This is a genomic window from Pseudomonas sp. CC120222-01a, from assembly GCF_003097235.1.
Lineage (GTDB): Bacteria > Pseudomonadota > Gammaproteobacteria > Pseudomonadales > Pseudomonadaceae > Aquipseudomonas.
Window position 1 is genome coordinate 185,483 of the sequence record NZ_QEQQ01000002.1, and the last position, 12,644, is coordinate 198,126.

Annotated in this window: 7 protein-coding genes; all 7 read left to right on the plus strand. The window is 63.0% G+C overall.

The features are described from left to right. The first annotated feature begins 1 nt into the window (after position 1). The 7 genes from aroK to gbpA all read left to right on the plus strand — a co-directional run bounded on the left by aroK (position 2) and on the right by gbpA (position 12,632). On the plus strand, positions 2-520 hold the full coding sequence (gene aroK, locus N430_RS03805) for a shikimate kinase AroK (RefSeq protein ID WP_060509908.1): 519 nt from the start codon (positions 2-4) through the stop codon (positions 518-520). 94 nt (positions 521-614) lie between these two features. Further along, on the plus strand, positions 615-1,712 hold the full coding sequence (gene aroB, locus N430_RS03810) for a 3-dehydroquinate synthase (RefSeq protein WP_110633001.1): 1,098 nt from the start codon (positions 615-617) through the stop codon (positions 1,710-1,712). A 15-nt stretch (positions 1,713-1,727) separates the two neighbouring features. After that, a complete protein-coding gene (locus tag N430_RS03815) occupies positions 1,728-3,353 on the plus strand; it encodes an AAA family ATPase (RefSeq protein WP_110633004.1) in 1,626 nt (541 codons plus the stop codon). A 374-nt stretch (positions 3,354-3,727) separates the two neighbouring features. After that, entirely contained in the window at positions 3,728-8,173 is a 4,446-nt protein-coding gene (gene gltB, locus N430_RS03820) for a glutamate synthase large subunit (protein ID WP_110633007.1), read from the plus strand. 106 nt (positions 8,174-8,279) lie between these two features. Next, a complete protein-coding gene (locus tag N430_RS03825) occupies positions 8,280-9,698 on the plus strand; it encodes an FAD-dependent oxidoreductase (protein ID WP_060484277.1) in 1,419 nt (472 codons plus the stop codon). 239 nt (positions 9,699-9,937) lie between these two features. After that, a complete protein-coding gene (hemE, locus tag N430_RS03830; RefSeq protein ID WP_110633010.1) occupies positions 9,938-11,002 on the plus strand; it encodes a uroporphyrinogen decarboxylase in 1,065 nt (354 codons plus the stop codon). Between the two features lie 178 nt (positions 11,003-11,180). Next, the gene (gene gbpA / locus N430_RS03835; RefSeq protein ID WP_256592063.1) at positions 11,181-12,632 is read left to right on the plus strand and encodes an N-acetylglucosamine-binding protein GbpA; all 1,452 of its coding nucleotides are present in this window, start codon (positions 11,181-11,183) and stop codon (positions 12,630-12,632) included. The last annotated feature ends 12 nt before the right edge of the window (positions 12,633-12,644 follow it).

Consider the following 12,644-nt stretch of genomic DNA (forward strand, 5'->3'; position numbering starts at 1 on the left):
TGTGCGAAATTTGATACTTGTAGGGCCCATGGGCGCTGGTAAAAGCACCATCGGGCGCCTGTTGGCCAAAGAGCTGCGCCTGCTGTTCAAAGATTCCGACAAGGAAATCGAACTGCGAACCGGCGCCAACATCCCGTGGATCTTCGATAAGGAAGGCGAACCGGGCTTCCGCGACCGTGAGCAGGCGATGATCGCCGAGCTCTGCGCGCTCGATGGCGTGGTCGTGGCGACCGGCGGTGGCGCAGTCATGCGCGCGGAAAACCGCCAGGCGCTGCACGAGGGCGGCCGGGTCATCTACCTGCACGCCTCGGTGGAGCAGCAGGTCGGGCGCACGGCGCGCGATCGCAACCGCCCGTTATTACGCACCGCCAACCCGGAGGCGACCCTGCGTGCCTTGCTGGAAGCGCGCGACCCGCTCTATCGCGAAATCGCCGACCTGGTGGTGGAAACCGACGAACGGCCACCGCGCATGGTGGTGCTCGATATTCTCGAGCGGCTGCAGCAGTTGCCGCCCCGCTAAGCCGGGACTATTCTCGGCCAGCGCCGAGGCGAGGTTCAACGTTACCGCGCGGGTCGTACAGCCGGCGCCGCGCCCAAGTACATTGTGGGGATACATGCAGACACTTAAGGTCGACCTCGGCGAGCGTAGCTACCCGATCTACATTGGCGAAGGCCTGCTGGACCAGGCTGAACTGCTGGCGCCGCATATCCGCGGGCGGCAGGTAGCCATCGTTTCCAACGAAACCGTCGCGCCTCTGTATCTCGAACGCCTGAGCAAGACCCTCGGTGCCTACTCGGTGGTGTCGGTAATCCTGCCGGACGGCGAAGCTCACAAGAACTGGCAAACCCTGCAACTGATCTTCGACGGCCTGCTGACGGCGCGGCATGACCGCCGTACTACCGTGGTCGCCCTCGGCGGCGGCGTGATCGGTGACATGGCCGGCTTTGCGGCGGCCTGCTACCAGCGTGGCGTCGACTTCATCCAGGTGCCGACCACCCTGCTGTCTCAGGTTGACTCTTCGGTGGGTGGCAAGACCGGTATCAACCACCCCTTGGGCAAGAATATGGTCGGTGCCTTCTATCAGCCCAACGCGGTGCTGATCGATACCACCAGCCTCAAGACCCTGCCCGAGCGCGAGCTGTCGGCGGGCCTGGCCGAAGTGATCAAGTACGGCCTGATCTGCGACAAGCCGTTCCTCGCCTGGCTTGAAGACAATATGCAGGCCCTGCGCGCCCTGGAGCCCGCCGCCCTGACCGAAGCGATCAGCCGCTCCTGTGCTGCCAAGGCTGCCGTGGTTGGCGCTGACGAGCGTGAGTCCGGCGTGCGTGCCACGCTGAATCTGGGGCATACCTTCGGCCATGCCATCGAAACACACATGGGCTACGGCGTGTGGCTGCACGGTGAAGCCGTGGCCGCAGGCACGGTGATGGCCCTGGAAATGTCCATGCGCCTGGGCTGGATCGACCAGGCCGAGCGTGATCGCGGTATCCGCCTGCTGCAGGACGCAGGTTTGCCGGTGGTGCCACCACAGGAAATGACCCCGGCGCATTTCATGGAGCATATGGCGGTCGACAAGAAGGTCCTCGATGGCCGCCTGCGGCTGGTGCTGCTGCGCCAGCTGGGCGAAGCCGTGATCACTGACGACTATCCGAAAGAGATTCTTCAGGCCACGCTGTCGGCGGATTACCGCGCGATCGTGGCCCAGCTTTGAGGTTGTGACAGCGTAATGACCAGTTTGCATGCCGATGAGGCGTTCCTCGAACATTACCAGTTGAGCCACGATCCGTTCGCGCCACGTGTGCCCGGCTTCAAGTTCTTCCCCGCCCAGCGCAAGCCGGTGCTGGGCCAGCTGCATCACCTGGCTCGCTACAGCCAGCTGATGTTGGTGGTCACCGGCCCCGTGGGCAGCGGCAAGACCCTGCTGCGTCAGGCTCTGGTGGCCAGCACCAACAAGCAGTCGGTGCTGAGCGTGGTGGTCTCTGCCCGCGGCGCCAGCGACGCCGCCAGTGTGCTCGGCCAGGTGGCGCAGACGCTGGAAGTGGCCCAGCCTGAAGTGCAGGCGATCCTGAACAAGGTGGTGCAGCTGGCACTGACCGGGCAGGAAGTCTATTTGCTGGTTGATGATGCGGAACAACTCGACGAGTCGGCACTCCAAGCGTTGCTGGAACTGGCAGCAGGGCTACCGGAAGGGCGCCCGCACGTGTTCCTGTTCGGCGAGCCCTCGCTGATTGCCGGGTTGGACGAGATCCAGGTCGAGGAAGAGCGCTTCCACGTCATTGAGCTTGCCCCCTACAGCGAGGAAGAAACCCGCGAGTACCTGGAGCAACGCCTGGAAGGCGCTGGTCGGGGCATCGAGGTGTTCACCCGTGAACAGCTAGTCGATATTCACGAAAACTCCGACGGATGGCCTGGCAACATCAACCAGGTCGCCCGCGACACTTTGATCGAAGCCATGATCGCCAGCCGTACCACGGTCAAGCGACCATCCATGGGGTTCAAAATGCCTAAGAAACACGTACTCGCGCTGTCCGCTGTCGTCGTGGTCGCCGTAGGTGCTGCGGTTCTGATGCCCAAGAAAGGCGACAAGGCCCCTGCCGAGGCGCCTGTGGCCCAGGCCCAGTTGCCGCTGGGCCAGGGCCAGCCAGGTGGCGCCCAGTCGAACAACGGCAACCCGGCCATCGAATTCTCCGGCCAGTCGCAGCCGATGCCACTGCCGCTGGTGGGTCAGTCCCAGCCGGTCATGCGCGAGCCGCTGGCGCAAGCTGCCGGCATGGGTGATGGCGAAGAAGGCAGCCCGGCCGGCAACACCGCCTTGCAGCCAGGCAATCCGCCGACCGTGACCACGATCGCGCCGCCGCAGGGCGTTCCTGCTGGCCCGGCGCCGAGCATGGCCCAAGCTACTGCGCCGGTACAGCCGGTTGCGCCTGCGCCGAAACCTGTCGCCACCCAGCCGGTCAAGCCGGTTGCACCTGCCAAGCCAGCATCGGCACCGACTCAGGTCGCTGTCGCCAAGCCAGCCGCCAAGCCGGTGGAAAAGCCGGCCGCCAGCGCCAGTACCAGCGGTAGCAGTGGCTGGTACTCGGGGCAGAAGCCAGGCAACTACGTGGTGCAGATCCTCGGCACCAGCTCCGAGGCGTCGGCTCAGGCCTTCGTCAAGGCGCAGGGTGGCGACTATCGCTACTTCAAGAAAAACCTGCAGGGCAAACCCCTGTATGTAGTCACCTACGGCAACTTCGCCAACCGCGACGCAGCGGTTGCGGCAATCAAGAACTTGCCAGCGAAGGTCCAGGCTGGTAAACCTTGGCCACGTACCGTCGCCAGCGTCCAACAAGAGCTGGCCTCGGCCCGCTGATACCTGCCGGGCGGCATCACCCCGCCGCCCAGTTGCTGAGCGATTAACGACATTCGAATAGCCTGCTGCGCCTGAGCGCGGCAGGCTTTTCTGTCCCAGACTGCCGGCCACAAGCCTCTGTTGCAGTCATGGCTGAAACGCTTCAGACTCGAGCCAAGCCGCTATCACGGCGCATGGCGCAAAAACATTCAAAATTGCGACATAAATTTTCAATGGTGAGACATGAAAATTTGTGGGTATGACTGTCGCTGTGCAACAATGGTTTTCCATGGCCACCGCAAAAAAGCTGGCGTTTGATCGGCGTGGATGGTAAGTGGTTGTACATAAAAGAGATTTGCCTCCGGTTGAGAGGTGAACCTGGTGAGAAAGTGTCTATGAAAACAGGTCTGTACCATCCCGAAGAATTCAAGGACAACTGTGGTTTTGGCCTGATCGCCCATATGACGGGCGAGCCGAGCCACCACCTTCTGCAAACCGCCATGCAGGCACTGACCTGCATGACCCACCGCGGCGGCATCAACGCCGACGGCAAGACCGGTGACGGTTGCGGTCTGCTCATGCAGAAGCCCGATCAGTTCCTGCGGGCCGTGGCCCAGGAGCACTTCGCCGTCGAGCTGCCCAAGCAGTACGCCGTCGGCATGGTGTTCTTCAACCAGGACCCGGTCAAAGCCGAAGCTGCCCGCGCCAACATGGACCGCGAGATCGTCGCTGCCGGCCTGAAGCTGGTCGGCTGGCGCAAGGTCCCGATCGACACCAGCGTGCTCGGCCGCCTGGCCCTGGAGCGCTTGCCGCAGATCGAGCAGGTGTTCATCGGCGGTGAAGGCCTGAGCGATCAGGAATTCGCCATCAAGCTGTTCAGTGCCCGTCGCCGTTCGTCCGTGGCCAACGCCCACGACGCCGACCACTACATCTGCAGCTTCTCGCACAAGACCATCATCTACAAAGGCCTGATGATGCCGCGCGATCTCGCGGCGTTCTATCCAGACCTCGGTGACGAGCGCCTGCAGACCGCGATCTGCGTGTTCCACCAGCGCTTCTCCACCAACACCCTGCCGAAATGGCCGCTGGCGCAGCCGTTCCGCTTCCTCGCCCACAACGGCGAGATCAACACCATCACCGGCAACCGCAACTGGGCCATGGCCCGACGCACCAAGTTCGCCAACGACCTGATCCCCGACCTCGAAGAGCTCGGCCCGCTGGTCAACCGCGTCGGTTCCGACTCCTCGAGCATGGACAACATGCTGGAGCTGATGGTCACCGGCGGCATCGACCTGTTCCGTGGCGTACGCATGCTGGTACCGCCAGCCTGGCAGAACGTCGAGACCATGGACGCCGACCTGCGCGCCTTCTACGAATACAACTCCATGCACATGGAGCCGTGGGATGGCCCGGCCGGTATCGTCATGACCGAAGGCCGCCACGCGGTGTGCCTGCTCGACCGTAACGGCCTGCGCCCGGCGCGCTGGGTGACGACCACCAATGGCTACATCACCATCGCCTCGGAAATCGGCGTGTGGGGCTACCAGCCTGAGGAAGTCCTGGCCAAGGGCCGTGTCGGCCCGGGTCAGATCCTTGCCGTGGACACCGAGACCGGCCAGATCCTCGACACCGACGCCATCGACAACCGTCTGAAGTCGCGTCACCCGTACAAGCGCTGGCTGCGTCAGCACGCCCTGCGCATCCAGGCGACCCTGACCGACGACCAGGGCGTGGCCAGCTACGACGCTGACCAGCTCAAGCAGTACATGAAGATGTTCCAGGTCACCTTCGAGGAGCGTGACCAGGTGCTGCGCCCACTCGGCGAGCAGGGCCAGGAAGCGGTCGGCTCGATGGGTGACGACACGCCGATGGCCGTGCTGTCGCAGCGCGTGCGTTCGCCGTACGACTTCTTCCGCCAGCAGTTCGCCCAGGTGACCAACCCGCCGATCGACCCGCTGCGCGAAGCGATCGTCATGTCCCTGGAAATCTGCCTGGGCGCCGAGCGCAACATTTTCCAGGAATCCCCGGAGCACGCTTCGCGGGTGATCCTCAGCTCGCCGGTTATCTCGCCCGCCAAGTGGCGTTCGCTGATGAACCTGGAGCGCGAAGGCTTCGATCGTCAGCTGATCGACCTCAACTATGACGAGAGCGTCGGCCTGGAAGCGGCCATCCGCAACATCGCCGACCAGGCGGAAGAAGCCGTGCGCGGTGGCAAGACCCAGCTGGTGCTGAGCGACCGCTACATCGCCCCGGGCAAGCTGCCGGTGCACGCTTCGCTGGCGGTGGGCGCCGTGCACCACCGCTTGACCGAGCAGGGCCTGCGTTGCGACAGCAACATCCTGGTCGAAACCGCCACTGCCCGTGACCCGCACCACTTCGCCGTGCTGCTGGGCTTCGGTGCCTCGGCCGTGTACCCGTACCTGGCCTACGAAGTGCTGGCCGACCTGATCCGCACCGGCGAAGTGCTGGGCGATCTGGACGAAGTCTTCAAGTACTACCGCAAAGGCATCTCCAAGGGCCTGCTGAAGATCCTGTCGAAGATGGGCATCTCCACCATCGCCTCGTACCGTGGCGCCCAGCTGTTCGAAGCTGTGGGCCTGGCCGAGGAAGTGGTCGGCCTGAGCTTCAAGGGCGTGTCCAGCCGCATCAAGGGTGCGCGCTTCGTCGACCTCGAAGGTGACCAGAAGCTGCTGGCAGCCGAAGCCTGGAGCGCGCGCAAGCCGATCCAGCAAGGTGGCCTGCTGAAGTTCGTCCACGGTGGCGAATACCACGCCTACAACCCGGACGTGGTCAACACCCTGCAAGCCGCCGTGCAGCAGGGCGACTACGCCAAGTTCAAGGAATACACCACGCTGGTCGACCAGCGCCCGGTGTCGATGATCCGCGACCTGCTGAAAGTGAAAGTGGCCGACGAGGCCCTGCCGCTGGATCAGATCGAGCCGCTGGAGGCCATCCTCAAGCGCTTCGACTCCGCTGGTATCTCGCTGGGTGCACTGTCGCCGGAAGCTCACGAGGCCCTGGCCGAGGCGATGAACCGCCTGGGCGCACGCTCCAACTCCGGTGAGGGCGGTGAAGACCCGTCGCGCTACGGCACCATCCGCAGCTCGAAGATCAAGCAGGTGGCCACCGGCCGCTTTGGCGTGACCCCGGAATACCTGGTCAACGCCGAAGTGCTGCAGATCAAGGTTGCCCAGGGCGCCAAGCCCGGTGAGGGCGGCCAGCTGCCAGGCGGCAAGGTCAACGGCCTGATCGCCAAGCTGCGCTATGCGGTACCGGGCGTGACCCTGATCTCGCCTCCGCCGCACCACGACATCTACTCGATTGAAGACCTGGCCCAGCTGATCTACGACCTCAAGCAGGTCAACCCGCAGGCCCTGGTTTCGGTCAAGCTGGTAGCTGAGGCTGGCGTTGGCACCATCGCCGCCGGCGTGGCCAAGGCCTATGCCGACCTGATCACCATCTCCGGTTACGACGGTGGTACCGGTGCGTCGCCGCTGACCTCGATCAAGTACGCTGGCGCCCCGTGGGAACTGGGCCTGGCTGAAACCCACCAGACCCTGCGCGGCAACGACCTGCGCGGCAAGGTGCGGGTACAGACCGACGGCGGCCTGAAAACCGGCCTGGACGTGATCAAGGCCGCGATCCTCGGCGCCGAGAGCTTCGGTTTCGGCACCGCGCCAATGATCGCCCTGGGCTGCAAGTACCTGCGCATCTGCCACCTGAACAACTGCGCCACCGGCGTAGCCACGCAGAATGAGAAGCTGCGCAAGGACCACTACATCGGCACCGTCGACATGGTGATCAACTTCTTCACCTTCGTCGCCGAAGAAACCCGTGAGTGGCTGGCCAAGCTGGGCGTGCGCAGCCTCGGCGAGCTGATCGGGCGTACCGACCTGCTCGACGTGCTGCCAGGCGACACCGAGCGCCAGCAGTACCTGGACCTGACCCCGCTGCTGGGCAGCTCGCATATCCCGGCTGACAAGCCGCAGTTCTGCGAAGTCGACAAGAACCCGCCGTTCGACAAGGGCGAGCTGGCCGAGAAGATGGTCGAGATGGCCCTGCCGGCGATCCGCGACCAGGCCGGTGGCGAGTTCAGCCTCGACATCTGCAACTGCGACCGCTCCATCGGTGCCCGTATCTCTGGCGAAATCGCCAAGCTGTACGGCAACCAGGGCATGGCCGACAAGCCGGTCACCTTCCGCTTCAAGGGTACTGCGGGGCAGAGCTTCGGCGTGTGGAACGCCGGTGGCCTGAACCTGCACCTGGAAGGCGACGCCAACGACTACGTCGGCAAGGGCATGACCGGTGGCAAGGTGACCATCGTGCCGCCAGCCGGCAGCCCGTTCGCCACTCAGCATAGCGCCATCGTCGGCAACACCTGCCTGTACGGCGCCACCGGCGGCAAGCTGTTCGCCGCGGGTACCGCAGGCGAGCGCTTCGCTGTACGTAACTCCGGCGCCCACGCTGTTGTCGAGGGTACTGGCGATCACTGCTGTGAATACATGACCGGTGGCTTTGTCTGCGTTCTGGGCAAGACCGGTTACAACTTCGGTTCTGGCATGACTGGCGGCTTCGCCTACGTGCTCGACATGGACAACAGCTTCGTCGACAAACTCAACCACGAGCTGGTGGAAATCCAGCGCATCAGTGGTGAGGCGATGGAAGCCTACCGCAGCCACCTGGCGCGGGTCCTTGGCGAATACGTGGAAGAGACCGGCAGCGAGTGGGGGCGTGAGCTCTTCGAGAACCTGGACGACTACGTGCGGCGCTTCTGGCTGGTCAAGCCGAAGGCAGCCAACCTCAAGCAACTGCTGTCCAGCACCCGCGCCAACCCGCAGTAAGAACAGCTGCAAGTGACGGCCCCGTGCGCGGGGCCTGTCGTGCTCAAGTGATCGTCTTGCAGCTTGCAGCCTGAGGCTGGCAACTGCGGTAAAGAGGTTTTGAAAAATGGCTGAACGTCTGAACAACGACTTCCAGTTCATCGAAGTGGGCCGCAAGGACCCCAAGAAAAAGCTGCTGCGCCAGCGCAAGAAGGAGTTCGTGGAAATCTACGAACCGTTCAAGCCGCAGCAGTCCGTGGAGCAGGCACACCGCTGCCTGGGCTGCGGCAACCCGTATTGCGAGTGGAAGTGCCCGGTCCACAACTTCATCCCCAACTGGCTGAAGCTGGTTTCCGAAGGCAACATCCTGGCCGCGGCAGAACTGTCGCACCAGACCAACACCCTGCCGGAAGTGTGCGGCCGCGTGTGCCCGCAGGACCGCCTGTGCGAGGGTGCCTGCACCCTGAACGACGGTTTCGGCGCTGTGACCATCGGTTCGGTGGAGAAGTACATCACCGACACCGCCTTCGCCATGGGCTGGCGCCCGGACATGTCCAAGGTCAAGCCAACCGGCAAACGCGTCGCCATCATCGGTGCCGGCCCGGCTGGCCTGGGCTGCGCCGACGTGCTGGTGCGTGGTGGCGTAACCCCGGTGGTGTTCGACAAGAACCCGGAAATCGGTGGCCTGCTGACCTTCGGCATCCCCGAGTTCAAGCTGGAGAAGACCGTGCTGAGCAATCGCCGCGAAGTCTTCACCGGCATGGGCATCGAGTTCCGCCTGAACACCGAAGTGGGCAAGGACATCACCATGGAACAGCTGCTCGCCGAGTACGACGCTGTGTTCATGGGCATGGGCACCTACACCTACATGAAGGGTGGTTTCCCGGGTGAAGACCTGCCAGGCGTGCACGATGCACTGGACTTCCTGATTGCCAACGTCAACCGCAACCTCGGTTTCGAGAAGTCGCCAGAAGACTTCGTCGACATGCAGGGCAAGAAGGTCGTGGTGCTGGGCGGTGGCGACACCGCGATGGACTGCAACCGTACGTCGATCCGCCAGGGCGCCAAGTCGGTGACCTGCGCCTATCGCCGTGACGAAGCCAACATGCCGGGCTCGCGCAAAGAGGTGAAGAACGCCAAGGAAGAAGGCGTGAAGTTCCTCTACAACCGCCAGCCCATTGCCATCGTCGGTGAAGACAAGGTCGAAGGCGTGAAGGTAGTCGAGACCCGTCTCGGCGAGCCGGATGCCCGTGGCCGCCGCAGCCCCGAGCCGATCCCGGGCTCCGAAGAAATCCTCCCGGCCGACGCCGTGGTGATCGCCTTCGGCTTCCGCCCGAGCCCGGCACCGTGGTTCGAGCAGCATGGTATCCAGCTGGACAGCCAGGGCCGCGTGGTGGCACCGGAGAAAGCCAAGTTCAAGCACCAGACCAGCAACCCGAAAGTGTTCGCCGGTGGCGACATGGTGCGCGGTTCGGACCTGGTGGTGACCGCGATCTTCGAAGGCCGCAACGCTGCCGAAGGCATCCTGGACTACCTCGAAGTCTGATCCATCGCATTCGCGGCTAAAGCCGCTCCCACAGGGATCGCGCAGCTTCGAAGGCAGCGTAGAACCTGTGGGAGCGGCTTCAGCCGCGAACACCGGCGAAGCCGGTGCCACCCTTGCAGCACATTTTGTATACAAAATCGTTTGATCTGTGGCACCCAATAGACAAAACGCATGGCCTTGACCGTGCCTTTTGCGCTGGCGTCTGAGAAAATGCCCGCACTATTTTTCCGGATGCCGACATGACTGCCCTGAAGAACGATCGTTTCCTGCGTGCGCTGCTCAAGCAACCCGTTGACGTCACCCCTGTCTGGATGATGCGCCAGGCCGGCCGCTACCTGCCGGAGTACCGCGCCAGCCGCGCCAAGGCCGGTGATTTCATGAGCCTGTGCATGAACCCGCAGTTCGCCAGCGAGGTCACCCTGCAGCCACTGGACCGCTACCCGCTGGACGCAGCGATCCTGTTCTCGGACATCCTCACCATCCCCGACGCCATGGGCCTGGGCCTGTACTTCGAAACCGGCGAAGGCCCGCGCTTCAAGAAGACCATCAGCACTCCGGCCGATATCGAAGCGCTGCCGATCCCCGACCCGCAGAAAGACCTCGGCTATGTGATGGACGCGGTCAGCACCATCCGTCGCGAGCTCAATGGCCGCGTGCCGCTGATCGGTTTCTCTGGCAGCCCGTGGACTTTGGCCACCTACATGGTCGAAGGCGGTTCGTCGAAAGACTTCCGCAAGACCAAGGCCATGGCCTACGACAACCCGCAAGCCCTGCACCTGCTACTGGACAAGCTGGCCCAGTCGGTCACCAGCTACCTCAACGGCCAGATCCTTGCCGGCGCCCAGGCGGTGCAGATCTTCGACACCTGGGGCGGCAACCTGTCGGCAGCGGCCTACCAGGAGTTCTCCCTGGCCTACATGCGCAAGATCGTCAGCGGCCTGATCCGCGAGCACGAGGGGCGCAAGGTGCCGGTGATCCTGTTCACCAAGAATGGCGGGCTGTGGCTGGAAAGCATCGCCGAAGCCGGCGCCGATGCGCTGGGCCTGGACTGGACCTGCGAGATTGGCGACGCCCGCCGCCGTGTGGGTGACAAGGTAGCCCTGCAGGGGAACATGGACCCGACCGTGCTTTACGCCAAGCCAGAAGCCATCCGCAAGGAAGTGGCGCGCATCCTGGCCAGCTATGGCAAGGGCACTGGCCACGTGTTCAACCTCGGCCACGGCATCACCCCGGAAGTCGACCCGGAGCACGCAGGTGTATTCATCAACGCCGTGCATGAACTGTCGGCGCAGTACCACCAGTAAGTGCGCTGAGACGAAAAGCCCGGCCAAGTGCCGGGCTTTTTGTTGAAGAAAGAAGAGCCCGAAGATCCTCAGGTCTTTTCCTACATATCGGCGCCATGGCCATTCCTAGACTCGTGCACTTCTGTCGGGCCTCCCCGACGCAAGCTCAAGTAGTCCGGAGTGCGTCATGAGTACAAGAATGAATCTGCGCAAGTTTGCTGCCAGCGGTCTCTGGCTGGCGGTTGCCGGTGCGGGTATGCATGCCCAGTTGGCCAATGCGCATGGCTATGCCAGTGAGCCGCCGTCCCGCGCTTATGCGTGTAAGTTAGGTTTGAATACCGAGTGTGGTGGTGCCACGTTTGAGCCTCAATCTGTGGGAGAGGCTGCTAAAGGTTTCCCCCAACTCGGCCCGGAGAATGGAAAAATCGCGAGCGGTGGTGTTCGCCCTGATTTCGCCCTGGTTGATGAGCAGTCAGCCGCTCGCTGGCATCTGACACCCATTCTCGACCGTCAGATCAACTTCGACTGGTACTACACCACTGGGCATAAGACCACCAAGTGGGAGTATTTCATTACCAAGGCAGGCTGGAATCCCAATGCGCCGCTGGCTCGTGAGGCATTTGAAAGCAGACCTTTCTGCACTGTGGACGGCCATGGTAAGCCTGCTACCGGCGGCGAGCATGAGGGCAGTGGCCCGGCGCCTGAAAAGCACGCATGTACATTGCCAGCCGATCGCACCGGGCACCATGTCATTCTGGGGCTGTGGACAATCGACAACACCGCTGCCGCATTCCACAATGTGATCGACGTCGACATCCAGGCTGAAGGTGGGCCCGCGCCGGAATGGCCCGTGGTTGGCACGATCAACCCGCATCGCGACCTGGAAGTTGGTGACAAGGTCAAGGTCCGCGCTTTTGCCAATGGGGCGGAAAGTGAACAACTGAGTACATCTATCGCCATTGAGCATGCCGAGGAAGGCATTGCCTTCAACTGGGCATATAAACTGGCCAGTCGTATCAATGAAACCCAAGCGCTCGTGCGAGCTGGCAAGCCTAATGCGGATGGCGACTTCGAGCCCGTGCAAGGCGCCAACACGCTCTACGCCAAGCGTGAGAGCGGCATCACCAGCTTCGAGCTGGAAATCGACGCTGCGACCCCTGAGCCTGGCTACCTGCATCTGCATGACCTGAAGCCTGAGTACCCGCTCAAGGATGGCAAGACCACCCTCGACTTCACGGTCATGAGCAACAAGAACCTGCAGGTGAGCGCGCGGTTGTTCGATGCCGACAACAAGCAGGTTGGCTATGTTCGCCAGCAGGTCGAAGGCACTGGCAAGTTGGTGCTGGAAGCCAGCAGCGTCGAGGGCCCGCACACGCTCAAGGTCGTTGGTGTCGACAAGGCACAGCGCGTGTTGCTGCAAGAGCAACGTGATGTCGCGCTCAAAGCCGCGGCTGAAGGCTACGACTTCGAATTCCCTCAATCGATTGCCAGCTACAAGGAAGGCACGCTTGTCCTGCAGCCCAAGACCGGCGAGGTATTCGAGTGCAAGCCATTCCCGTTCGAGGGCTGGTGCAAGAGCTACTCGGAAAGTGCCAACCACTATGAGCCGGGTGTAGGCAGCAACTGGCAAGACGCCTGGATCAAGCGCTAAAGAGGAGTACGG

Coding starts and splice junctions, on each gene's coding strand:
- hemE (WP_110633010.1), top strand. CDS start 9,938: ATGACTGCCCTGAAGAACGATCGTTTCCTGCGTGCGCTGCTCAAGCAA.
- gltB (WP_110633007.1), top strand. CDS start 3,728: ATGAAAACAGGTCTGTACCATCCCGAAGAATTCAAGGACAACTGTGGT.
- aroB (WP_110633001.1), top strand. CDS start 615: ATGCAGACACTTAAGGTCGACCTCGGCGAGCGTAGCTACCCGATCTAC.
- gbpA (WP_256592063.1), top strand. CDS start 11,181: ATGAATCTGCGCAAGTTTGCTGCCAGCGGTCTCTGGCTGGCGGTTGCC.
- N430_RS03815 (WP_110633004.1), top strand. CDS start 1,728: ATGACCAGTTTGCATGCCGATGAGGCGTTCCTCGAACATTACCAGTTG.
- N430_RS03825 (WP_060484277.1), top strand. CDS start 8,280: ATGGCTGAACGTCTGAACAACGACTTCCAGTTCATCGAAGTGGGCCGC.